Origin of the sequence: Flavitalea sp. (assembly GCF_035489435.1) — a bacterium.
GTDB lineage: Bacteria > Bacteroidota > Bacteroidia > Chitinophagales > Chitinophagaceae > DATHKG01.
In genome coordinates, this window is sequence record NZ_DATHKG010000132.1 from 40,353 (window position 1) to 65,896 (window position 25,544).

Here is a 25,544-nt window from a genome sequence, read left to right on the forward strand (position 1 = left end):
TTTAAATTGCTTCTTTGCCATACTTCTTATAATAAGCAATCAGCCAGCTGATCACTTCGCTATAACTTAGTTTGCCTGAAGGTTGCTGATTAGCGCGTAGATATTGGCCATACACAACATCCACCAATCTCTCTACGGGGTTCTCGTATTTTTTCCAGAATGCCTTAAGCTCCAGGTAATCCGATTTAACTACTAAGCCAAGCCGGGCATCATAAGATTTCAGGAGATTGCTGTCCAGGTTATAGACGTATCTTCTTGAATACAGGTACATTTCAAAATAAACTGAATATTTGAAAACCGGATCAACTGATGATTTAGCAGAAAGAAAGCCAGCAAAGTTTGCTTCACTTTCTTTAGCATATCCAATCTGGTGGCCAATTTCGTGACAGGTAGTGAAAGGCTGTACAAAAAGTGGCACAGTGGTGTTGACCTGTGCTTCACCTGAAAACGGATTGTAATAACCCGTGAAGCCCAGATAGTTTCCGAGATAACTATAAAGAGATGGTTTTACAGCAGCAAAACGATACACAAATTGTTTCCTGTATTGGGCCAGTGTATCATAACCTTCTGTAGCGCCGAGAAACAGGTTTCTTTTAACGCCAAGATATCTCCGGTTAATGCGGCCTATCGTATCATATTCATTAAGCTTCTCCACAAGCTGATCAACTACGGCCAGCAGATCTTCCTTAACATAAATTTCCTCCTGCAGTTGCAATTGATCAGCAATTCCCTTGCGGTTATAATTCATTCCCCATAGAAGGTTAAACAAAACATAAACAGATAATGCAAAAAATCCGGCCTGTCTTAGTCCGTTGAACCAGAAAAAACGGTCGGCCTGTTTTTTGACAATGATCCGGAAAAAACGATACAGTTTAATGATTAGCCATAAAGCAGTAATTGCATAAAAAATATCACCGACACTAAATGGTATCCAACCAAATAATATGCGCTGTACAGCACTAATAACGGGATATATCATTCCCGAATAATATCTTTCGACCGAATCAGGGAAAAAAGAAAAGACTTTTATTGCCGCAAATAAGATGAGCAGGACAATCCATGGATACTTTTTTGAAGACATCGAAGCTTAAAAATAGCAAAATCTTGATTTAATATCTAATATTGAGACCATGAACCAGGATATCGAATTCAACAGGAACGAAGATGTGATGAAAACATCGCTCAGCAAATTGAAAAAACGTTTTTCTGAACTGAGCCTGGGTGGTGGAAAAAAGGCAATCGACAAACAGCACGAGAAAAACAAGCTAACCGCCCGCGAACGAATCGCTTACCTGTGTGATGTTGACAAACCTTTTGTGGAAATTGGTGCATTCGCCGGCTACGAAATGTATGCAGAACAGGGTGGATGCCCTTCCGGTGGCACGGTCGGCGGTCTCGGTTATATAAAAGGCAGGCAGGCAGTGATACTTGCAAACGATCAGACTGTAAAAGCCGGTGCCTGGTTCCCGATCACTGGTAAAAAAAATCTCCGGCTCCAGGAAATAGCCATGGAAAACAGGTTGCCGGTGGTTTATCTTGTAGACAGCGCGGGTGTTTTTTTGCCCATGCAAGATGAGATATTCCCTGACAAGGAACATTTCGGGAGAATATTCCGGAATAATGCCCGTATGAGTGCGATGGGAATTACGCAGATAGCTGCGGTGATGGGCCCCTGTGTAGCCGGGGGTGCTTATCTGCCGATCATGAGCGATGAAACATTGATGGTGGAAGGAAATGGCTCTATTTACCTCGCCGGCCCCTACCTGGTAAAAGCAGCGATCGGGGAAGATGTTGACTCGGAAACTTTGGGAGGTGCTGTAACCCATACAGAGATTTCAGGGATTGCAGACTACCGCTTTGCCAATGAGCAAGATTGCCTTGATCACGTAAAAAGCATATTTGATAAAATGGGTGCAAAACCAAAGGCTGGTTTCGATCGTATCGCCCCCGTTACACCCGTGGGCAAAGCTGAAGAGATTTATGGTCTTTTTCCACAGGATGCGACAAAGCCATATGACATGCTCGACATTATTTTGCGCATAGCCGATACCGGTAGCTTTGAAGAATATAAAAAAGATTATGGAAAAACAATTATCTGCGGCTATGGTCGCATAGATGGTTGGGCAGTTGGTATTGTAGCGAATCAGCGAAAGATCGTTAAGAGTCGTAAAGGCGAAATGCAGATGGGAGGAGTTATTTACAATGATAGTGCGGATAAATCTGCACGATTCATTATGAATTGTAACCAGAAAAAAATTCCGCTCGTATTTCTGCAGGATGTCACAGGCTTTATGGTAGGGTCAAGAAGCGAACATTCCGGTATCATTAAAGATGGTGCAAAAATGGTGAATGCAGTAGCTAACTCAGTGGTGCCTAAAATAACCATCATACTTGGAAACTCATATGGAGCTGGAAATTATGCTATGTGTGGTAAGGCATATGATCCAAGGTTTATTTTCGCCTGGCCTTCTGCAAAAATTGCCGTGATGGGTGGAGACCAGGCTGCGAAAACACTCTTGCAAATCCAGGTAGCAGGCATGAAATCAAAGGGAAAGGAAGTAACTGCAGAAGAAGAACAAAAACTGCTTGAAGATATCAAGGCAATGTATGAAAGACAAAATTCACCTTACTATGCCGCAGCAAGAATGTGGGTGGATGGAATCATCGATCCAGCTGAAACACGAAAGATGATTTCTGAATCAATAAATGCTGCCAATCATAACCCCGTCATGGAAAATTTCCAGATTGGTGTATTCCAGGTTTAAAGAACATCTATTCTCTAAGGTATCTCAACTCTTGAAACAGTAAAAGGTAGTATAGGTGGTGGAGTTCCGCCGCGACGATTTAACTGGCCATTTACAACCAATAAATATTTTCCTGCCTTTACCAGGGTTGTATTGAAATTAAGATTCTGCCCGAAACCGGCACCTACTGTACCCTGGCTAATTCCTCCATTCAATGTTACAGGAAATAAAAGGTTAGTAGCATTCCTTGAAACGTATAACGTCTTCCCATCCAGGTATAATCCGTCACCGGATGGAACCGGTGTATTCAAGATGATCTCAGAAATAGTTTTATCAGAAATTGCAATCCGGTATAATTTGCCAGAAGCCGAAATCACGACAATAAGATACTTTCCATCAGGTGTAACTTCTATTCCATTAGCGTTTGTTCCTGTTACATAAGGTATTTGTTGATTCGTAAACAGCATCCATTCCTCCAGTTCACCGGGCTGACCATCAGAAACTTTCGCCCTGTAAATTTTTTGAACCTGTGAATCCGTAAAGTAAATGTAGCCATCACTGATTACGCAGTCATTGATAAAACCGGCTCCAAATAATGTCCTGGCATCCCAACTCTTAATGATACTACCGTTCTTATCCAGCACTTGTATGATGCCGGTAGGTCCCCCACAAATCCATAGCCTGCCCTTTGAATCCAGTTTCATTCCCGTAACAAATGTCCTCCCGTTTTTTGCACCACCAGAAAACAAGTCTGCTGCACCCGTTTCAAGGTTTACCTGCACGATATCTCCCGAAATTGTACTCCCCGTGTAAAACAATCCCGCCCGGCTGTTAAGTGCAATTCCTTCAGGAAAAAAACGGTCACCAGGCAAAACATAGGAATCTTGTTTTACTTTTACCAGATCATCTTTTTTACAAGACAGGCAACAGGAAATAGCTAATACAGGCAGAAGCAATTTGAGTTTCATGACAGTAGATTTAAGAAGATTTAATAAGATTGGAACAATGGAAGATTTCTTTTTTGCCATGCAAATATTGGACCCAGTACACGGTTGTTTCAATTCGTTTCAATGAGGCCAAAACAAATTTTTCGATTTTTTTTATGACAGATATTAACAGCAGGTCGAACGAACTGATCATTTATACGGATGGTTCTTCGAGAGGAAATCCCGGTCGCGGAGGATACGGAGCAATATTGAACTGGAATGGCAAAATGAAAGAGCTATCCGGTGGTTTTAAGAAAACAACCAATAACAGGATGGAACTAATGGCTGTAATAGCCGCCCTTGAAGCTTTAACAAAAGAAGGAATTAATATCATAATCTATTCTGACAGCCAGTATGTTGTAAAGGCTGTTAAAGAAGGCTGGCTAAATAAATGGATCAAAACAAATTTTGCAGGCGGAAAAAAGAACAGCGATCTATGGCGACGTTTTTATGAGCTTTCTAAGAAAAATAACATCCGGTTCGAATGGGTTAGGGGGCATGCCGACAATCCCTATAACAACAGGTGTGATATCCTGGCTACTTCGGCGGCTGATGGGGGAAATCTTGCCATCGACTTCGGCTTCGAATCCGGAGCAGCAGGTATTTGAGGTCCATAAAAAAAGCCAGATAGTTTATCCGGCTTTTCAACTTTTATATAGAGAACAAACTCATGTGATCACATATATAGCGAACAGGATCATGTGATCAAAGATCAGTTTGCCAGGCCAATATGGGTCTGACGGGTAACGAACATTTTCCTGACCAGGTAATAGCCACCAAAAATCAGCCCTGTGAAAAACAGGTCTCCTATCAGAACGTTGCCATAGAAACCCGGAATTAAACCATAATCACGGTAAAACAATAACGCGTCGTTATAACAAAGCATTAATCCGTTGAAAGTTTTTGGCCGTTCAAAACCAAAACCGCCAATTAACACAAACAGATTTGAAAGCAAAAAGAAAAGAACCGATCCTGCAGTTCCAAACATGGCCACTTTCAGAAATGTGATCTTCTTCAATAAAAACCCAAAGAGAGTTATTGCCGCGAAACATAAATACATCGGTATCTGGTATGCATAAAGTCCCTGGCGGTCCGTCATGCCACTGATATAAAGAACCTGGTAAAGCAGATCTGAGATGAATAAAGAAAACAAGGGCAAAGCAAATGCCCATTTCTTATCTTTTATAATTGCACCTCCAAATAATGCAAGCGCCATTTGCGGAGCAAAACCTTCGGGTCTGTTTGGAATGATCCTGTAGATTGCCGAAACCGCCACGATTGCAATAAAAGTCCAGATTAATGATTTGTTCAGTTTCATATCTATAAAATAATAGCAAAAATATATTAAATGCGTGGTTAATTCTAAGCCTTAATCCACTTTGTTCAATTTTGCGGGTACTGTTGAACGAAAAATCACTGACCTTATGGGTGCAGCAATCGAAATATCAGCATCGTAGATGGCTATAAAACAATCCCCTGCATCCCTTCCGAGCTTGTTAGAGCCGTCTGTGACCTTTACGGCCCCGCTATGAACAATAAAAATGTCCGTAGTTGTCACTTTCAGCTGTGTTAGTTCACCAGAGTTCAACCTGATCACCCTTAACTCAAAATCTTCAGCGGGAGTTAGAAACACCTCTTCCCCCAGGTTCCCGGATGGGATACCAAGAATTACAGCGGGCACCAGTGGTTCGCATTTGACATGTTTCAACAACTCGGGCACATCGATGTGTTTTGGTGTAAGACCACCCCTTAAAACATTGTCGGAATTGGCCATGATCTCTACATTCTGTCCCTCAAGATAAGCATGGGGAAGACCGGCATCCTGGAATATCGCTTCACCCGGTTTCAGGTTCACGAGATTAAATATATAGATGGAAAAAATGCCCCTGTCGATTTTACCCGGTTCGTTAAAAGTTATTGCTGCACGAGCTGCCCAAAAACCTTCATCGTTTTTTTTAAGCATCCCTTTTTCATACAAAGGAATAATCCTGTCCAGTAATGGCTGAAGCACCTTATTTACGTCTTCCTGTTCAAGTTCCATTACATAACGATAAAGTCCATCATATCCTTTCTTCTGAAAAATGAATTGCAAAAACCCGAGTTCCGGTTGGTCAGCCAAAACTTTATGCAACTTTTCAGGTGTTTTAAACCCATGCAATAACCAGAAATCACTCAGCGCATACATCAACTCAGGCTTATGATTATCATCCTTATAATTCCTTTTTGTATCATTCAATGGTATCTCTCTTGCATTTTCTTCTTCGTAACCCCTTACCGCGTCTTTCTTTGAGGGATGCACCTGGATCGACAACATATCCTTTACATCGAGTATCTTAAACAGGTAGGGAAGCCTTCCGAAAACCTGTGCCACGGTCTCTCCCAGCATAGCTCCGGGCTCAGCTGCAATAAGCTCGTTAAGGGGCAATTTCTGATCATCTGAAATCGTGATCATTGATGGAGCGTTGACATGTGCACCCATCCAATATTCTGCAAATGGCTTTTTTGTGGGATTTGGAACCTGCAGAAGATCCGGCAAATACCCATAACCTCCCCATGCATAATGTTGAATCCTACCTTCCAGTTTAAAAATTTTCTTCGTATTTTCCATTTACCAAATTGAGAGGCAATATTACAACAATCTGTGATGAGGGATCATTTAGTGACCGGGAAAAAAGGAGAAGAGTTTGCTGCAATTTATATTGCAAATCTTGGATTTCAGATCCTGGAGCGGAACTGGAGATATCGTCGTTTTGAGATAGACATCATTGCTTCCAGATCAGATGTGCTTCATTTCATAGAAGTTAAAACGCGCACCTCTACTGTCTATGGTTATCCGGAGGAAGGTGTTTCAAATAAAAAGATCAGATCATTGATCAAAGGGGGCGCAAACTTTCTTTATAAAAACCCCGGTTGGCAACATATTCAGTATGATATTTTATCCATATTGCTTGTTGCTGATACGCCCCCTGATTTTCTTTTCATTCAGGACGTCTATCTGTAACGTATGACCGAAAATGTCCAGACTGACAATAGTACCCATTACCTCGCCCGAATTCAATAACAATAACCACCATGGATATTGCCACAATATTTCTTGAATCTGCCATCAAAAGAGTCAGCCTGTATCGTGACCTTGCTGAGACGGCGATGATACAGTTGAAAGAAGAAGATTTTCACTTCCGGCCAGATCCTGGAAGCAACAGTATTGCTATTATCATCCAGCACATGAGCGGGAACATGATAAGCCGGTGGACAAATTTTTTATCAGAAGATGGCGAAAAACCATGGCGCAGCCGGGACCTGGAGTTCAATGATCAGCATTTTTCCAGGGAACATCTTTTAAAAATATGGCAACAGGGCTGGGACTGCTTTCTTAAAAGTCTTCATTCACTTGAACCGCATGATCTGCTGAAAACCATTCAAATCAGAACCGAACCAATATTAGTAATTGATGCAATCAACAGGCAACTGAGCCACTATCCGAACCATGCCGGCCAGATCATTTATATAGCCAAAATGATTAAGGGAAAGGATTGGCAAAGTTTATCCATCCCACCAGGTGAGTCTGCAAATTTTAACCGGGCTAGTGGGCTTCGTTACAACTAGTGGGCTTCGTTACAATTTGTAAATCTGAATTACCATCTTGCCATCTTTATCAATATAACCGCGATACATACCCGCAGAGTTAAAAGGCATAGAAATATTACCGTTTTTATCGACTGCGACCAGGCCGCCATCTGCCACTTCCCCATCGGTTTTACCGAGTGCCGGCAGGCGCTTCATAATCATTTCTTCTGAAGCATTTTTTAAGCTGAACCGGCCAAACTCCATCATATCACTGATGGTTTTTGCCATACCGAGCCGGATAAAGTATTCGCCCCAACCGGTGCAACTGATGGCACAGGTCGCATTGTTGGCATAGGTGCCTATGCCTATGAGGGGGGCATCTCCTACCCGGCCGAATTTCTTATTGCTCATGCCACCCGTGCTTGTTGCTGCGGCCAGGTTTCCGCTTGCGTCAAGGGCCACAGCACCCACTGTCCCATATTTCCAGTTTCTATCTGCCGGATCAGTATATGAAATCCTTGGTTTGCTGGCAGTATCAGCATGATCAAGCTGCATCTTCAAAGAATCGTCCCTGCGCATTCTTTGCAAACTTTTCCACCGGCTTTCCGTGTAAAAATAGGAAGGCTCAACTATGGTGATACCGTTCAGGCGGGCGAATTTTTCAGCACCGGGGCCAACCATCATTACATGCCCGCTTTTTTCCATAACCGCACGGGCTGCTGTTATCGGATTACGGATCACCGTTACGCCGGCAACGGCTCCTGCCGCAAGGTTTTTGCCATTCATGATGGCAGCATCCAGTTCATTTTTGCCTTCATTGGTAAATACAGCCCCTTTGCCCGCATTGAACAGCGGATTATCTTCCATTACCATCACTGCCGCTTCAACTGCATCCAGTGAATTACCACCCTGTTGCAAGACAGCATAACCTTTTTTCAGCGCCTCTTCAAGGCCGGCAATATATTTTTTCTCCATTTCCGGGGTCATCTGCGATTTCAATATAGTGCCTGCGCCCCCATGGATAACAATAACCGGTTTCTGTTGTGCCGATACCGGTAAGCTTAAAAAGGTGTTAAGAAACAATATAATACCCACAATAGAGGTTAATCTCATAAGATTGCTTTTTAATGCACCGCAATTTAAACTTTTCTATAAGCCGCTGGTCTTATAACGAATAAATACTGGTGGTTTCGTTGTAAATGTTGTTTCAATTCATGATTGACTGCCCGCGTGGATAACAAACAGCCAAATGTGATCAAATTAAAGAATTTACAAATATTTAATGCACCAATGATTTGCTATTTTTACACCTAATAATCAGCAGCTGAGAAAGTTTTGGAAAATATTCCGCACCACGATACTGGTACTGATCGCATTGATCTTACTGGCATGGGTGTCTATTCAAACTACTCCCGTCCAAAACTGGCTGGTGAGGCAGGTCACGGGCAAGCTGTCCAAATCACTGGGAACCACCGTTGAGATCAAACACGTTGACTTTTCACTTTTTGATAAAATGTTGCTCGAAGGAACTTTGGTTAAAGATCTTCACCAGGATACATTGCTTTATGCAGGTACTGTAAAAGTGAACATCAACGACTGGTTTTTCTTAAAGGACAATATAGATCTCAGTTATATCGGCCTTGAAGATGCATTTGTAAACTTAAAACGCCGGGATTCGGTTTGGAACTATAAGTTTATTGCTGACTTCTTCAGTAGCCCTACCAAATCCGGGGACACTCAAACCATTGCACTGGGGCTTAAAAAAGTTGAGTTATCCAACATTCATCTTCTTCAACAGGATGGTTGGCGTGGCGAAGACATGGTGCTTAGCGTTGGATCATTCAATCTTGATGCAGACAAATTTGATTTGAGTAATAAAGAAATTCGGATCAGGAATATAAATATTGATGAACCGGTTTTCACGATCTATAATTACAAGGGTAACAGACCCGCTTCATTGAGGCCAAAAAAGCTGAAGATTCCCAACGACACAACGCGTTTAAGATGGAACCCGGCCGGATGGGATTTAGGTGTAACCAGGATAACGATCAAAAACGGAAACTTTCGAAGCGACCTCGAAGTTGATCGGGAGGTTTATACTTATTTCGATCCGGCTCATATCAATTTTGCAAAAATCAATGGAAGGTTTGATGATGTCAAATGGAACAAGGATACAATTATTGCAAAAGTAAATCTTACCACTAAGGAAAGAAGCGGGTTTGATGTCAGGAAACTGCAGGCAGATATGAAGATGCACCCGGAAGGAATGGAGTTTTATAACCTCGATCTTCGTACGCCCCAAAGCCGGTTGAAAAATTTCTATGCCATGCGTTATGATGCATTCGATGATATGCAGAATTATGTGTCCAAGGTAAGGATGGAGGCGAAGTTCCAGGAAGCAGTAATCCACAGTGATGATATCGCTTATTTCGCACCGGCTTTAAAAGACTGGAACAAGGATATCAGGGTTAAGGGTAATATCACTGGTTCAGTTGATAATCTAACTGCCCGCAATGTATTGATGGAGGCAGGAAAGGATAGTTATCTAAGTGGCAGTATTTCAATGAAAGGTCTGCCGGATCTTAACAAAACTTATATCGATTTTGAAGCAAAAGATTTTAAAACCACATACAGTGATGCGGTTTCATTGATTCCTTATTTGCGAAAAATTGATCAGCCCAGGCTGGACCTGCTCACCTTTCTCAAGTTTAAAGGAAGTTTTACCGGCTTTATTACAGATTTCGTTACCTATGGCACTATACAGACCAATCTTGGAACGATTGTAAGCGATGTTAACATGAAGTTTCCTGAAAATGCTTCTACTTCATATTCCGGTAATATCAACATTGATAATTTTCAGATCGGCCGGTTTCTTGATGTGCCACAGATTGGTAACCTGAGCTTTAAGGGCAAGGTAAATGGCAGCGGTATGAGTATGTCCAGGCTGAGTGCGCAACTGGACGGCACCATCCATTCATTCGAATTCAGGGGATATCAATATCAGAATGTACTTGTAAAAGGAAAAGTGGCTAAGAAACTTTTTAACGGGGAGATAATATCCAACGATCCAAACCTTGATGCGCGATTGAATGGTTTGATTGACTTCGGTAAAAACATTCCTGAGTTCGACTTTGATGCTACCGTTGCAAAGGCGGATCTCAAAAAACTTAACCTCACAAAAGACAATATCGATTTCAATGGAAAATTCCGTTTTGATTTCAGTGGTGATAACATAGATAACTTTCTTGGCACTGCAAGAATATTTGATGCCTCTGTTTTTAAAAACGGACGCAAGCTTTCTTTTGATTCCCTGCACCTGGAAAGCCAGATGATGGATAATAATAAAGTGATTACCGCAGTAAGCAATGAATTCGATGCAGCGCTGGTTGGCGAGTTTTCCATTAAAGATCTGCCTGAATCTTTCAGAATTTTTTTGAGTAAATATTATCCATCTTATATCCAGTCAAAAAGGGTTTTGGAGGCTAACGAAAATTTCAGTTTTGTTATCACTACCAAAAAAGTCGATGAATATCTGCAATTTGTAACCGATGAACTGCATGGTTTCAACTTTAGTACAATCACTGGTCGTATTAATACAAAGGAAAACCTGTTGGATCTGAATGTGGAGATACCACAGTTTAATTACAAAAATATCTCTTTCTATAACCTGATGCTGAAAGCAAATGGGGATCTCAACAAGCTGGGAATCGAAAGCGATATAGCCGACATATATTTTAGCGACTCACTGCATTTTCCGGGCACTGCAATAACAATAAATTCTGCGAATGATCAGTCTGAAATCAATATTAAAACCAGCGCTAACCAGACATTAAACTCTGCCAATGTTTCAGCGAATGTTCAGACATTACCAAGAGGTGTGAAAATACTATTTAATGAAAGCAAGTTTGATGTAAACGGCAAAAACTGGACAGTAGAAAAAAATGGAGAACTCGTGTTGAGTGAGTCGCTTATTTCGGCAGATGGAGTGAAAATATATAACGGCGACCAGGAAGTGAGAATAACAACGATACCATCGGATATCGGAAATACAAACGATATCAAGGTTGAACTTACAAAGATCAATATCGGCGACTTCACACCTTTTATTGTAAAATCCAACCGCCTCGAGGGGTTGTTAACCGGTTCAATTGATGTAGTTGATCCTTTCGGTAAACTACAGGTGGATCTGAAAGCAGATGCTGAACAATTCCTGCTCGATGATGATTCAATTGGTAAAGTGCAGCTTGAAGCGAACTTCATCAAAAAAAGTAATGAGGTCAACTTTAAAGCTTACTCAGATAATAAGAATTATTATTTTGATGTAAACGGTGCATATACATTAGCAGACAGTATCTCTGAGGAGCAGCTATATATCAACACAGACTTTTTTAAGGATACCCGCATCAATCTTTTAAAAAGGTATTTATCCGGTGTTTTCAGTGAAGTAGATGGTTATACAAAAGGCACGCTCCGGATAACCGGTCCACCTGATAAACTAAAATATCTTGGCAAACTTGACCTGCGTGATGGCCAGCTGCGTGTGGCATATACTAATGTGCTGTATCATATTCCTTCAGCCGCAGTAGATCTCCAGGACGGGCAGATTGATTTCGGAAGTTTTACGCTGACTGATGATTTCAACAATACCGGTCAGCTCACGCGGGGGGTTTTGAAACATGATAACTGGAAGGACATGTTTTTTGACTTTGCCGTAAATACCAACAAACTGGAAGTGCTGGCAACAAAAAATACAGGTAACGATCCGTTCTATGGAAGCGTGTTTGCAAAAGTGAACATGACCCTGAAAGGACCGCTTGAAAATATGGAGATGCGGATCAAAGGAGAACCTGCTGACAGTTCTAATCTCTATATTAACATGAATACAGGTAAAGAAAGCGGTACTGCTGATTTTCTTACCTGGAAGGTTTATGGTAAAGAGATGCAGCAAAAATACACAGGAGAAGAAAGTAACCTCAACGTAATGCTTGACGTGACTGCAAACAATTATGCGAACATGTATGTGATCCTGGATGAACTAACTGGTGATGTGATCAAAGCGAATGGTCATGGCAATCTCCAGATCACGGCGGGAACAACCAGTGACTTTACGATTTCCGGGCGCTATGAAATTGATCGTGGTAATTATGATTTCAATTTTCAGTCTTTTCTGCATAAACCTTTTAAACTGCGTGAAAACGTAGGCAATTTTATTTCATGGGCAGGTGATCCGGGAGATGCGACAATTAAGATAGAAGCCGAGTATGAAGCTGAGAACGTGCGGTTCAGTGACCTGCAACCTAGTTCAGCCACTAGTCAGACTTTGTTCATAAATGATAATGTAAGAAGATACAGGGGTAAGGTATTGGTTGTTGCAAACCTGACCGAGAAACTTATCAGACCAAAGATCGCATTCAGAATTGAATTGCCCCCCGGAAGCCCGTTGGCAAATGATGCCGGTGCTAACTTCGTTCTTCAAACCATTCAGAATGATGAAAACGAACTGAATAAGCAGGTTGCTTTTCTTATAGTGCTGAATAGTTTCGGCCCTATTTCAACTCAAAGCCAGGGAAGCCTCGCAAACACTGCATTTGAAGGAATAGTAGTGAATACCATTTCCGGTGTACTTTCCAATACGCTGAGTAACCAGTTTTCAAATGCTTTCCAAAAACTGTTTAATGATAAAAGTCTGCAGGTTAATTTTAATGCACAGCTTTACAGCGGCACTAATATCCTGAATGATATAAACCGCACCGGTTTGAACATTGATAGAACCAACCTGAATTTTTCCCTGGGATATTCTTTGTTAGATGAACGGGTGACTTTTACATTTGGCAGCGCTCTTGATTTTGGGTTAACTACCCAACAGGTGCAGGCGACACGCAACCTCCAGTTTCTTCCCGATATAACTGCGGAATGGAAGATCCGACCCGACGGCAAATTATTACTAACCTTTTTTTACCGCGATTCCTATAATTATCTCAGCGGTGTTGGAGCCAGACAAAACCGTACCGGGGCCAGTATCTCCTACAGGCGCGAATTTGACCGGGTTTCAGAATTATGGAAAGCTGGTAAAAAACGAAAAGCCAAACCGCCTATTGTCGCCCCTGACCAGGTACGTGCCGATTCAACGATTGGCGGTGCTAACTAGCAACAAGATAAGACGGAATTTACGATTGAAACTATCGGCTAAAAGCTTGTAAAAGTGAAAGCTTATTAAATAAACCCTTTCAGTATTTCGTGTCCTAATTTATCGCGTTTTGTAGTGAGATATTTTTGATTGTGAGAATTTGGACTGATCTCGATGGGAATGGATTCAACGATTTCAAGTCCATAACCCAGCAAGCCTGCCCTTTTCTTTGGATTGTTGCTCATCAGTCGCAGCTTGGTAATATTGAGGTAACGCAACATTTGCGCACCAATACCATAATCCCTTTTATCCATCGGAAAACCGAGGTGGAGATTTGCTTCAACAGTATCCATTCCTCCTTCCTGCAGTTTATAAGCTTTTAACTTATTAACCAGTCCAATTCCCCTGCCCTCCTGGTTCATATAAAGTATCGCACCTTTTCCTTCTTTTTCAACCATCTGCATCGCGGCATGGAGCTGGTCGCCACAATCACAACGCAGGGATCCCAGGATGTCACCGGTAAAACAGGATGAATGTACACGTACCAGTACTGGTTCATCTTTTTCCCATTCGCCTTTTATGAGTGCCAGGTGTTCATTCGCAGTATTTTTTTCGCTGAAAGCAATGAGTTTAAAATGCCCGTATTCTGTTGGCATGTCTACACGTACAATTTCCTCAATCAGCGAATCGCGTTTCAGGCGGTATTCTATAAGATCTTTTATTGAAATGAGACTAAGGTTAAATTTTTGAGCTATAACCTTCAGCTCAGGCAGCCTCGCCATAGATCCGTCTTCATTCATGATTTCCACAAGAACACCTGCAGGCGCAAATCCGGCAAGACGGGCAAGGTCAATCGTTGCTTCTGTATGTCCGGCGCGACGGAGAACACCTCCTTTTTTCGCTTTTAATGGAAAAATATGCCCCGGGCGTCCCAGGTCCGCGGGTTTGGTTTGCGGATCAACCAGTGCACGGATGGTTTTTGCACGGTCATGTGCCGAAATGCCGGTTGTGCAACCATGGCCAAGCAGATCTACCGAAACAGTAAATGCGGTTTCATGAAGTGCTGTATTATTATTAACCATCAGGTCAAGTTCCAATTCTTCGCAACGATCTTCAACCAGGGGAACACAAATCAGTCCACGGCCATGAATACTCATAAAATTGACCAATTCAGGTGTAATGTTAGAGGCGGCAGTAACAAAATCCCCTTCGTTTTCACGATCCTCATCATCCACAACTATAACCAGCTTACCGTTTTTAATATCTTCTATCGCGATCTCAATTGCGTCGAGCATATATCTTATTGTATAAAGTGCAAAAATAGCACATATTTCCGAGGTCTTTCATCCTTAAGGAATAGAGTAACAGTCAAACAGTCAGTATATAACGCAATTCACTATCAAAAGTTTGGATCACCGGGCCTGGCCTTGAATGTCCCAGGTTTTGTGGTTCTGCAGCCTTTTTTGAAAGCCGGTTTTACATTTATTTTTGTGCATAATCTGTGCACTGCTTTTGTGAAAAGAAGGATTGAAAATTTGTTTTTTAACATACTTTTGCCAGTCCTCCAAATATCCATTCAAAGCCACCCCATCAAAATCGTCTTGCCAGATGACTACCGGTCCGAAAGGGACCAGCAGATCGCTAAATCGTCCCGTTGACATCGGATGTTAATCGAGTAAATGTTAATCATTAGATAATAGAAAATACATAGAATCTTGCTTTTCTTTGCGAATTAATTGACCAAAACTCAACGAGAATTCAGAACCAACGCTGACTTATGTTTTATTCCCAACCAAAAACTCCAAAACTCATGCTTTTTTCAAAAGTTTTCAGGCTATTGCTGATACTTTGTCTGCCGTTAAGCTTAGCGGCGCAGGTAACAACAAGTAGTCTTTCGGGCACCGTAACAACCTCGACGGGCGAGGCATTGCAAGGTGCAACTGTTAAGTCCACGCATATTCCGACCGGAACAGTTTACACTACCCTTAGCCGGGCAAATGGATTGTATAACCTGGTGAATATGATTCCGGGTGGACCCTACACAGTTGAAGTGACCTTTGTAGGTTACTCTACATTTACTCAATCGGACCTTAACTTCGGTCTTGGTGAAAACACCCGGCTAGATGCAAAACTTGGCACAAGTGGTGAAACGCTCACAAATGTGGTTATAGTCGCCGGACGCGGTGCAGCAAACGCCAGGAGAAAAACAGGAGCTTCCACAAGTATCGGTAAAGAACAAATCGCTGCATTGCCTACGCTCAGCAGAAGCATCCAGGATTTTACCCGTTTAGTGCCTCAGGCCAACGGCAACTCTTTTGGAGGCGCGAGCAACAAGTTCAATAATATCACTGTTGACGGAGCTGTTAATAACGATGTGTTCGGATTATCAGGAACCGGAACCCCAGGCGGTTCCACAACAACCCCAATTTCCTTGGATGCCATCCAGGAGATCCAGGTGGTTCTTGCTCCATATGACATTACCTATGGGAATTTCACCGGAGCTGGTATAAATGCAGTTACCCGTTCAGGTACAAACAACCTGGAAGGTTCTGCTTATTATTTCGTTCGTAACCAGGAAACAATCGGCAAAGATCCGGTTTCAAAGGTCAAATCAACAAAGTTCAGCGATAAGCAATATGGATTCAGAATCGGTGGTCCGATTGTGAAGAATAAATTGTTTTTCTTCCTCAACGGTGAACTCGCACGCAGAACCGCACCAACGACTTTCAATGCAGGTGAAACCAATGCACTGTTAACTACTGCGGAAGCGCAGGGAATTGCCAGTTTACTTCAAACCAAGTACGGTTATGATGCTGGAACAATTACCCCTTTTGATGCAGAAACACAGAGCGACAAAGTTTTTGCCCGCATTGACTGGAACATCAGTAACAAACACCGACTCACCTTAAGGCATAATTATATTGAGGCCTATGATGATAACATTGCAAGATCACGTACTTTGTTCAGGTATGGCAACAATACTTACCGTTTTAACAACAAGCAGAACATTACTGTATTGGAATTAAGAAGCCAGTTCAGCAATACCGTATCAAACAACCTGATTCTCGGCCGGCATCGAATCCGTGATTTTCGTTCAACTTATGGATCATTGTTTCCATCTATCGAAATCACTCACAACTCCGGTACAATTCAACTCGGTTCTGAAAGAAGTTCTACCGCAAACGAGCTTGATCAGAATATATTCGAGATCACTGATAACGTGAAAGTTTTCAAAGGAAAACACACGTTTACCTTTGGAACGCACAACGAATTTTTCCATTTCAGAAATCTTTTCATCAACAACTTAAATGGGCGCTGGAGATTCGGTACACTGGCTGAATTCAACAATGATTTTCCAAGGCAGTTCGATGTAACATTTTCTGCTAATAAGGCAGCTAATGAAAGACCAGCAGCTGAGTTTGATGCAGCTCAACTTGGGTTTTATGCCCAGGATGAAATCCAGGTTACATCAAAACTTCGTTTAAGCGCAGGTCTTAGGGTTGATGTTCCCATCATCAGTACCGAACCAGGCTATAATAAAGCGGTTGATTCAACATTTGGACCAGACTATAGTACCACAAACACACCAAGCGGACGGCTTCTTTGGGCACCACGTGTTGGCTTTAACTATGATGTTGCAGGAAACAGAAACGTGATCATTCGTGGTGGTGCAGGTATCTTTACCGGACGGGTTCCATTTGTCTGGATCTCTAACCAATATGGTAATACCGGTCTGTTGTTAAAAACAACCAGCCAGATAGACAATTCACCTACATCTGCACCATTTGATGTAAACGGTGGAAATTTTGAGCCAAATGTTGCCCTTCAAAGCAATATCGGGGCTGCCGGCAATTCTTATGAAGTGAACCTGATGGATAAAGACTTTAAACTTCCGCAGGTTTTCAGGGTTAACCTTGGTGCTGATATTAAATTACCAGCCGGGATCAACCTGACAGTTGACGGAATCTATTCCAAAACATTGAATAACGTGTTCTACCAGGACATCAATCTTACTGCACCGGTAGGTATCGTTGACCAGGCCTATAACAACGGGGCTGATAAACGCATAGCTTATGCTGGTTCTACCAATGCAAGAAGAAAAAATGTAGCGATGACAAACGTGATTTATCTCACAAATACCAATGACGGTTATACCTACAATCTTGGTTTCACATTAGATAAAACATTTAAAAACCTTTTTACACGGGTATCATATAACTACAACCGTTCAGAAGATGTAAACAGCGGAGCCAGCTCTACTGCACTTTCTAACTGGGAGTTTGTACAGGTTGTAGGAAATCCTAATGATGCCCAACGTTCAATATCAAATTTTGAACTGAGACACCGTGTCACAGGCCTGGTTTCTTATGGTATTGACTATGCAAAACACCTGAGAACATCTTTCTCATTATTCTACCAGGGTTCTTCCGGAACACCCTTTACTTATGTTATCAACGGAGATCTTAACAGTGATGGTAGATTTGGTAATGACTTAATGTATGTGCCTGCTGATGCAAGCCAGATAAAATTTGTTGATCAACTCAACTCCGCAGGTAATGCAGTAGTAACAACTGCGGCACAACAATCTGCTGCATTCATGGACTTCGTAAACAACGACAAATATCTTTCATCAAGGAAGGGTCAGTATGTTGAAAGAAACGGAAGAAGCACACCATGGGAGCATGTTATTGATGCAAGAATTGCCCAGGACATTTATATAATGACCGGGACAAAAAAACATACTTTGCAAATCACTTTTGATGTATTCAACCTGACTAATCTTTTGAACAGGGAATGGGGTCGTCAGTGGGCAGTTACAAACCAGGCCTTTAATATACTCTCAACCGTAAACAGGACTGGCACATTTGCAGCTAAAGGCTACATCTACACACCTGGTTCAGTTCCATGGAGTATGAACTTTGGTTCAAGATTCCAGGGTCAGCTTGGTTTGAGATATAGCTTTAATTAATCGCAGAATAACCATAAAAAGGGCCGCCCCGGGATCGTAGGGGGCGGCCTTTTTATTTTGTTAAGTATTCAAATTTATTTTGTTACCTATTCAGACTTTTTCCCCAACCCCAGTTTAAGAATACAGGTAAGGCCCGGGCCCAGGTTGCTACATCATGACGGCCATCAGGTAACTGGAGATATTTTATATCAGCCCCTTCCCGGTAACCCTTCCGTACCAGTATCTTCATCAGGTCAAAGGTGTCATCAATCGAATCAATTACACCGTTTTTATTCCGGTCCTCCGTCTCATCAAGTTCACCACACTCAAAAAAAAATTTCATTCCCGGATAATAATTACCCTGGCTCATTTGCCTGTGCATGAGCCGGTCCTGGTCCGGGTTGTAATCCTTTGCCTTCTGGCTTTTGCTTCGCCACCACAATGAGCCGGAAAAAACGCCGACCTTCGAGAACAATTCCGGATGATTCCATGCTATGTCAATTGCGCTTAGGGCTCCCAGTGAGAAACCGGCATAAGCATATTCTGCAAAACGATCTACAGCCAGATGTCTATGTAAAGTGGGAAGCAGTTCTTCTAAAACAAACTGTTGGTATAAAGCACCTTTTGAACCACGTCCCTTATAATCCGGACCCGAAGTCATGCCATATTCGTTCATCCGGTCATCGCCACAATGTATGCCAACAATGATGATAGGCTTCAGTGTTCCGGTTTCAAATAAGTGCTTCACAATATCTCCAAAATTCATGCTCACCAGGTCCTGTCCGTCATTACATAACAGGATTGTGCCTGAACTGTTAGCCGTAAATGCGGATGGGGTATAAATATCAAACTTCACAGTTCTTGCCAGTGGTACGGATTCGAGGCTTAAAGGCTCAATCATTAAGATGTGGATTTTAGTTTTGGGTTAACGGCAAAAATACAAATTCTAATACTTGTTAAGCGGGTAGATAAGTTTGTTTTTTAAGAACCGTTCCGATAAATTTGGAAAGGACTTGAATTTTCACAAAAATTATTGATTATGAAAAAGATTGGCGTGTTATTCGGCAAAGAAAGGAGTTTTCCAATGGCACTGATAGAAAAAGTAAACAGCCGGGGAATCGAAGGTATTGTAGCCGAGCCAGTACGTATTGATAAGGTGATCCAGGGGGCAGCCGATGAGTACGCAGTCATCTTTGACCGGATCTCTCAGGACGTACCCTTTTACAGGGCTTTTCTTAAGAATGCAGCCATATCTGGCACTGCCGTAATCAATAATCCATTCTGGTGGAGCGCAGACGAAAAGTTTTTTAATAATGCACTTGCCGTGAAGATCGGTGTTCCCGTTCCAAAAACCGTTATTCTCCCATCATATGAACTGCCGTCGGATACCAGTGATCAATCATTCAGCAACCTGGCTTACCCGATGGATTGGGAAGCCATTTTTAATTATGTGGGTTTCCCTGCATATATGAAACCCTTTGCTGGTGGAGGCTGGAAAAATGTGTACAGGCTTGATTCTATAGATGATTTTTTTCAGAAGCATCGTGAAACGGGTCAGCTGGTAATGATGTTACAGGAAGAGATCGTCTTTGATGAATACTATCGTTGTTATTGTATAGGTGGCAAAGATGTACGTATTATGCCATATGAGCCACGGAATCCACATCATCTCCGGTACTCAAGTGATTTCATACCGACACCGGAAAGACTTAAACAAATGGAAGAGCTCGTGCTTCACATTAATCATTACCTGGGTTATGATTTTAATACGGTTGAACTCGCCATCCGGGATGGAGTGCCATATGCAATCGACTTCTGTAATCCGGCTCCCGATGCGGATCTTGCAAGTGTTGGTGCCGATAATTTCGGCTGGGTAGTGGAAACGGCTGCAAATTTTGCGATCGAAAGAGCGATAGCCCATGAACCTGGCCAGGATAACCTTACCTGGGGTAAGTATCTCCAGCACGGAGTGATGAGAAAACCGTTGATCTGAATTAAGCACTTAAATTAACTAAATGTCAAGCATCAATTACAAAAATTTCACCCTTGGAATTGAAGAGGAATATATGGTGGTGGATCCTGAAACAAAGGAATTAAAGAGCCACCAGCAGAAGATTGTAACGGAAGGGCAAAAAGTGATAAAAGATAAGGTGAAAGCTGAAATGCACCAGGCTGTAGTTGAAGTCGGCACTGATATCTGTCAGAATATCGATGAAGCTTATAACGATGTATCGATACTTCGTAAAACCATCTCAGGTATTGCCGGAGATCTCGGTTTATGGGTTGGAGCTTCCGGTACCCATCCCTTCAGTCATTGGGAAAGCCAGCTGATCACAGACCATGTACGTTATAATGAAATCGTAAATGAATTACAGGAAGCGGCCCGTAGCAACCTGATTTTTGGTTTGCATGTGCATGTTGGAATGGAGACCCGTGAAATGGCTAATCATATTGCAAACTCAACCCGTTATTTTCTTCCCCATATCTATGCTCTAAGTACTAATTCTCCATTCTGGGAGGGAAGGAGTACCGGGTACAAATCTTTCCGCACCAAGGTATTTGATAAGTTTCCAAGAACAGGCATACCAGAAACTTTTGAGACTATTGAAGCCTATGACAATTATATCAAACTGCTGGTAAAAACAAATTGTATTGATAACGCCAAAAAGATCTGGTGGGATCTGCGCGTGCATCCGTTTTTTAACACGGTTGAATTCCGCATCTGTGATGTGCCTATGACCGTGCAGGAAACAATTGCTATTGCAGCCCTGTTCCAGGGTATCTGCGCGAAAATATATAAACTTCGTTCACAGAATCTAAACTTCATTCAGTACTCACGGGCACTGATAAACGAAAATAAATGGCGCGCGAGTCGTTATGGCATCGACGGCCGCATGATAGATTTTGGAAAGGAAGAAGAATCTAATACACGGGTGCTGATTTATGAGTTGCTGGATTTTGTTGATGACGTGGTTGATCACCTGGGCAGCCGTCATGCCGTTAACTATGTGATTAAGATGATGGAGGATGGAACCGGTGCAGACAGGCAGTTAAAAGTATTTGAAGAAACAAAAAGTCTTCGCAGTGTCGTCGATTATATACATTCGCAGTTTTTATATGGGATCTGATTAAAACCAAAACAACTTTAATGAAAAAATGCCAGTTCATTTTTTGTTCTCTGATATTGTCTCTCAGTTCATTGGCTCAACAAGGCGATAGCCTGCAAGCCGGTATCGCGGTGAAACTTATAGGACTTGAATTTATACCATCCGAGCTCGATTCCATGCAGGATGAGCTGAAACAAAGCAAAAGAAATTTCGAAAAAATGCGGGCACTGCCAGTCCCAAATTCACTGGCCTACCCTTTTGCCTTCAAACCTGCACCTAATGGTTTCATAGTTCCAACAAAGCAGGAAAATATTGTTTTTCCTATACCAGTTAATGTCAATCTGCCTGCTGATAAAAATGAACTCGCTTTTTATTCTTTGCCACAGCTTGCATCTTTAATTAAAAATAAAAAGATTAGTTCCGAAGCACTTACCACATTTTTTCTTGATCGACTACGCAAATGGGGCGATACGTTGGAATGTGTTATTACTTTAACAGACAGCCTTGCCATGGCCCAGGCGAGGCAGGCTGATGCTGAAATCAAAAAAGGTATTTATAAGGGCCCGCTTCATGGTATTCCTTATGGCCTCAAGGATCTGTTTGCAGTAAAAGGTTATAAAACAACCTGGGGCGCTGTTCCTTATAAAGAACAATATATAGATGAAGATGCATTTGTTTATCAGCAGCTTCGCAAAGCCGGTGCTGTATTATGCGCCAAACTTACCCTGGGCGAACTGGCATACAATGATCTCTGGTTTAATGGTCGCACGCGTAATCCATGGAATACAAAACTTGGTTCAAGCGGCTCTTCGGCCGGTTCGGCTTCTGCCACGGCTGCCGGTCTGCTTCCATTCGCAATAGGAACCGAAACCCATGGTTCGATAGTTTCACCCTCACATACCTGTGGTACAACAGGCCTAAGACCTACATTTGGTTCAGTAAGCCGCTCTGGTGCAATGGTGCTTAGCTGGAGCCTTGATAAAGCCGGGCCAATCTGCAGATCAGCTGAAGATGCGGCCATCGTTTTTTATTATATCAAAGGCACCGATGGGAAAGATGCGTCAGCAGTTGAGCGTGCATTTAATTATAAGCCGGTTACCGATCTTAAAAAACTAAGAATTGCTTACCCGGTAAATTATTTCCGCAATCTTCCAAAGACCTCACCGCAATGGGCAGTTATCGAAAAGTTCCGGGAGTTAGGAGCCACTGTAAACGAAATGACTTTTCCTGATTCCCTGATTTATCCTTTTAATATCATGGATGTGGTTATCAGTGCCGAATCTGCTGCTGCATTTGATGAACTTACCAGGTCAAACAGGGATGATCTTATACGTCGGCAGGATAAGAACTTCTGGCCAAACGGTTTTCGTTCTTCGAGGCTGATACCTGCAGTAGAGTACATTAATGCCAACCGGCACCGTTCAAACCTGATATTGGCAATGAATGAGCTGATGAAAAATTATGATGTGATCATAACACCATCTTTCGCTGGCAGTCAGCTTGGGATCACCAATCTTACCGGTCACCCGGTGGTAGTCATGCCTGTCGGTTTTACAACCAATGGATTACCAACCAGCATTACACTACTTGGAAACTTGTATGACGATGCAACTATACTTAGTGTGGCAAATGCATATCAACAGGCAACAACATTTAATAAACAACATCCTGAAAAATTTAAGAAATAATTGAAAAAGTTATCTGCATCAATATTCAACCTGGCCTTCATTGTTCCCATCAGGCCTGCCTTAACCGCATTGTTTATCACTTTGCTTTTTTCTTCATGTAAAAACAAGACTGAAGCCGATCTGATTGTTAAGAATGCCATGATTTATACCGTAGACTCCGCTTTCACAATTGTTCAGGCGATGGCTATAAAGGATGGAAAAATTATCGCCACCGGTACTAATGAAAGCATATTAACAGATTTTGATTCCAGGACAATTGATGACCTGGATGGCAAATCCGTTTATCCCGGCTTCATCGATGCACATGCACATTTCATGGGTTATGGACTTAGCCTGAATACTGTAAACCTGGTTGAGACCACAAGCTGGCAGGATGTACTTGACAGAGTTTCGAAGTTTGCTCAAAACAATAAAGAAGGTTGGCTTATAGGACGTGGCTGGGATCAGAACGACTGGCAACTAAAACAATTTCCAACAAATGAATCACTTGATAGTCTTTTCCCTGACCGGCCCGTTTTACTGACCCGGATCGACGGACATGCCGCAATAGCAAACAAAGCTGCATTAAACCTTGCCGGTGTTCAGAATGGTATGCGGATAAGCGGTGGAGATATTGTATCTATAAATGGGAAACTGAGTGGTTTGCTTGTTGACAATGCCGTTGACCTTGTATCATCTAAAATTCCTGCTCCAGGTGCACAACAAATAAAAACCGCATTGCTTGGGGCTCAACAGAACTGTTTTGCGTTTGGACTAACAACTGTTGATGACTGCGGTATCAGTGCAACCGATACACAAATACTCGATAGCCTTCATAAAACCGGTGACCTGAAAATGAAGGTTTATGCTATGTTGAGTGATGATAAAAGAAACTTTGATTATCTTTTTGCTAAAGGAAAAATAAAGACTGACAGGCTTAATGTGAGATCATTCAAAGTATATGCTGACGGTGCCCTCGGCTCACGGGGAGCAAGTTTATTGGCAGATTATACCGACCGGCCGGGTTGGAAAGGATTCTTATTGAGCAACCCTGCGCATTTTGATTCAGTAGCAGCAATTCTTTCACAGAAAGGATTTCAGATGTGTACGCATGCAATCGGTGATAGTGGAAATCGAACCATTCTTAATACTTATGCGAAATACCTGGAACCTGAAAATGACTTGAGATGGAGAATCGAACACGCACAGGTAGTTAACCCCGCAGATTTTGAAATCTTTGGAAGATATAATATCATTCCTTCTGTACAACCAACCCATGCAACCTCTGATATGTATTGGGCAGAAGAAAGATTAGGTCCACAGAGAGTGAAAGGCGCTTATGCATTTAAGGATCTGTTAAAACAAAATGGATGGATCCCACTTGGTACAGATTTCCCGGTTGAAGACATTTCGACTTTCAAGACATTTTATGCAGCAGTGGTAAGAAAAGATGCGAAGGGATGGCCGGCAGAAGGTTACCAGGTTGAGAATGCATTAACCCGCGAAGAAGCATTGCGTGGTATGACCATCTGGGCTGCTAAAAGTAATTTTGAAGAAAACGAAAAAGGCAGTCTTGAAAAAAATAAGTCTGCAGATTTCATTATACTGGACCAGGACCTTATGAATGCGGCACCTGGAGATCTTTTGAAACTCAAAGTGTTAAAAACATATATCAACGGAGAAAAGGTTTATTCAAACTAAAAAATTAGTAAAGCAGTCATGAGAAAATTATTATTATTTGCCGTCCTGGTTATTGCTGCAAGTTTTTCAACCATGCAACAAAAAAAGAAGATTGTTTTTTTCGGTGATTCAATAACGCAGGCTGGGGTTGGCCCAAAGGGATACATAACAAAAATTGGTGAAAAGCTCGCGCAGAAAGGTCAGAAGGATCAGTATGAATTGATAGGCGCGGGCATTGGTGGTAACAAGGCTTATGATCTTTACCTGAGAATGGAAGATGATGTACTGGGTAAAAATCCTGATATAGTTGTGATCTGGGTTGGCGTAAATGATGTATGGCATAAAAGGACATCCGGTACCGGTACCGATGCTGATAAGTTTGAGAAATTTTATGTTGCCATCATAAAAAAATTACAGGCAAAGAATATAAAGGTTTATGTCTGCACCCCGGCTGCTATAGGCGAGAAAACTGACTTTTCAAACGAACTTGATGGTGACCTGAATCAGTATTCAAAACTTATTCGCTCCATCGCACAAAAAAATAACTGCGAATTAATTGATCTTCGCGATGCATTTCTAAAATACAATCTTGCAAATAACAAGGAAAATAAGGAATCTGGTATACTGACTACTGACCGCGTGCATCTGAACGACAAAGGCAATGATTTTGTAGCTGATGAAATGCTTAAGGTGCTGATAAAATAGATTTAAATGCGCA

At 42.0% G+C, this 25,544-nt stretch carries 19 protein-coding genes; 11 read left to right on the top strand and 8 right to left on the bottom strand.

Going from position 1 to position 25,544, the window contains the following annotated elements:
- Position 1: 1 nt before the first annotated feature.
- Entirely contained in the window at positions 2 to 1,081 is a 1,080-nt protein-coding gene (locus VK664_RS20825) for a DUF3810 domain-containing protein (RefSeq protein WP_461400628.1), read from the bottom strand.
- A 49-nt stretch (positions 1,082 to 1,130) separates the two neighbouring features.
- On the opposite strand from VK664_RS20825, the gene VK664_RS20830 reads away from it, so the two are divergent.
- Positions 1,131 to 2,765 carry an acyl-CoA carboxylase subunit beta gene (locus tag VK664_RS20830; RefSeq protein ID WP_461400629.1) on the top strand — a complete coding sequence of 545 codons (1,635 nt, stop codon included), beginning with the start codon at positions 1,131 to 1,133 and terminating at the stop codon, positions 2,763 to 2,765.
- 14 nt (positions 2,766 to 2,779) lie between these two features.
- On the opposite strand, the gene VK664_RS20835 is transcribed toward VK664_RS20830, so the two are convergent.
- A complete protein-coding gene (locus VK664_RS20835; RefSeq protein ID WP_461400630.1) occupies positions 2,780 to 3,712 on the bottom strand; it encodes an NHL repeat-containing protein in 933 nt (310 codons plus the stop codon).
- Between the two features lie 134 nt (positions 3,713 to 3,846).
- Between VK664_RS20835 and rnhA the strand changes: the two genes are divergently transcribed.
- Entirely contained in the window at positions 3,847 to 4,338 is a 492-nt protein-coding gene (rnhA, locus tag VK664_RS20840) for a ribonuclease HI (protein ID WP_461400631.1), read from the top strand.
- A 104-nt stretch (positions 4,339 to 4,442) separates the two neighbouring features.
- On the opposite strand, the gene VK664_RS20845 is transcribed toward rnhA, so the two are convergent.
- Together VK664_RS20845 and manA are read right to left on the bottom strand one after the other, a co-directional pair.
- On the bottom strand, positions 4,443 to 5,048 hold the full coding sequence (locus VK664_RS20845; protein ID WP_461400632.1) for a DUF6580 family putative transport protein: 606 nt from the start codon (positions 5,046 to 5,048) through the stop codon (positions 4,443 to 4,445).
- 51 nt (positions 5,049 to 5,099) lie between these two features.
- Positions 5,100 to 6,338, bottom strand: coding sequence for a mannose-6-phosphate isomerase, class I (manA, locus tag VK664_RS20850; RefSeq protein WP_461400633.1), 1,239 nt, complete (start codon positions 6,336 to 6,338; stop codon positions 5,100 to 5,102).
- Between the two features lie 36 nt (positions 6,339 to 6,374).
- On the opposite strand from manA, the gene VK664_RS20855 reads away from it, so the two are divergent.
- Together VK664_RS20855 and VK664_RS20860 are read left to right on the top strand one after the other, a co-directional pair.
- Positions 6,375 to 6,731: a YraN family protein gene (locus tag VK664_RS20855; protein WP_461400634.1), complete on the top strand. Its 357-nt coding sequence runs from the start codon at positions 6,375 to 6,377 to the stop codon at positions 6,729 to 6,731.
- Positions 6,732 to 6,802: 71 nt separating this feature from the next.
- Complete coding sequence (locus tag VK664_RS20860; RefSeq protein ID WP_461400635.1) at positions 6,803 to 7,336, top strand: DUF1572 family protein; 534 nt, start codon at positions 6,803 to 6,805, stop codon at positions 7,334 to 7,336.
- Positions 7,337 to 7,345: 9 nt separating this feature from the next.
- Here the strand turns inward: VK664_RS20860 and VK664_RS20865 are convergent, their stop codons facing one another.
- The gene (locus VK664_RS20865; protein WP_461400636.1) at positions 7,346 to 8,410 is read right to left on the bottom strand and encodes an isoaspartyl peptidase/L-asparaginase family protein; all 1,065 of its coding nucleotides are present in this window, start codon (positions 8,408 to 8,410) and stop codon (positions 7,346 to 7,348) included.
- A gap of 280 nt (positions 8,411 to 8,690) precedes the next feature.
- Here VK664_RS20865 and VK664_RS20870 point away from each other — a divergent pair, with 280 nt between their 5' ends.
- Positions 8,691 to 13,445: a translocation/assembly module TamB domain-containing protein gene (locus VK664_RS20870; RefSeq protein ID WP_461400637.1), complete on the top strand. Its 4,755-nt coding sequence runs from the start codon at positions 8,691 to 8,693 to the stop codon at positions 13,443 to 13,445.
- Positions 13,446 to 13,510: 65 nt separating this feature from the next.
- On the opposite strand, the gene VK664_RS20875 is transcribed toward VK664_RS20870, so the two are convergent.
- Together VK664_RS20875 and VK664_RS20880 are read right to left on the bottom strand one after the other, a co-directional pair.
- Positions 13,511 to 14,719 (bottom strand): bifunctional 3,4-dihydroxy-2-butanone-4-phosphate synthase/GTP cyclohydrolase II, encoded by a 1,209-nt coding sequence (locus tag VK664_RS20875; RefSeq protein ID WP_461400638.1) that lies wholly within the window; start codon positions 14,717 to 14,719, stop codon positions 13,511 to 13,513.
- 117 nt (positions 14,720 to 14,836) lie between these two features.
- Positions 14,837 to 15,085 (bottom strand): hypothetical protein, encoded by a 249-nt coding sequence (locus VK664_RS20880; RefSeq protein WP_461400639.1) that lies wholly within the window; start codon positions 15,083 to 15,085, stop codon positions 14,837 to 14,839.
- Positions 15,086 to 15,234: 149 nt separating this feature from the next.
- Between VK664_RS20880 and VK664_RS20885 the strand changes: the two genes are divergently transcribed.
- Positions 15,235 to 18,393, top strand: a complete 3,159-nt coding sequence (locus tag VK664_RS20885) for a TonB-dependent receptor (RefSeq protein WP_461400640.1) — start codon at positions 15,235 to 15,237, stop codon at positions 18,391 to 18,393.
- 82 nt (positions 18,394 to 18,475) lie between these two features.
- Here VK664_RS20885 and VK664_RS20890 read toward each other — a convergent pair whose 3' ends face one another.
- The gene (locus VK664_RS20890; RefSeq protein ID WP_461400641.1) at positions 18,476 to 19,273 is read right to left on the bottom strand and encodes an alpha/beta hydrolase; all 798 of its coding nucleotides are present in this window, start codon (positions 19,271 to 19,273) and stop codon (positions 18,476 to 18,478) included.
- A gap of 138 nt (positions 19,274 to 19,411) precedes the next feature.
- On the opposite strand from VK664_RS20890, the gene VK664_RS20895 reads away from it, so the two are divergent.
- Genes VK664_RS20895 through VK664_RS20915 form a run of 5 tightly spaced genes read left to right on the top strand, consistent with a single transcriptional unit; the run spans position 19,412 to position 25,531 of the window.
- Positions 19,412 to 20,365 carry an ATP-grasp domain-containing protein gene (locus VK664_RS20895; RefSeq protein WP_461400642.1) on the top strand — a complete coding sequence of 318 codons (954 nt, stop codon included), beginning with the start codon at positions 19,412 to 19,414 and terminating at the stop codon, positions 20,363 to 20,365.
- Positions 20,366 to 20,387: 22 nt separating this feature from the next.
- On the top strand, positions 20,388 to 21,500 hold the full coding sequence (locus VK664_RS20900; protein ID WP_461400643.1) for a carboxylate-amine ligase: 1,113 nt from the start codon (positions 20,388 to 20,390) through the stop codon (positions 21,498 to 21,500).
- A 20-nt stretch (positions 21,501 to 21,520) separates the two neighbouring features.
- Entirely contained in the window at positions 21,521 to 23,167 is a 1,647-nt protein-coding gene (locus VK664_RS20905) for an amidase (RefSeq protein ID WP_461400644.1), read from the top strand.
- Positions 23,168 to 24,847, top strand: a complete 1,680-nt coding sequence (locus VK664_RS20910) for an amidohydrolase (protein ID WP_461400645.1) — start codon at positions 23,168 to 23,170, stop codon at positions 24,845 to 24,847.
- 18 nt (positions 24,848 to 24,865) lie between these two features.
- The gene (locus tag VK664_RS20915; RefSeq protein ID WP_461400646.1) at positions 24,866 to 25,531 is read left to right on the top strand and encodes an SGNH/GDSL hydrolase family protein; all 666 of its coding nucleotides are present in this window, start codon (positions 24,866 to 24,868) and stop codon (positions 25,529 to 25,531) included.
- Positions 25,532 to 25,544 lie beyond the last annotated feature (13 nt).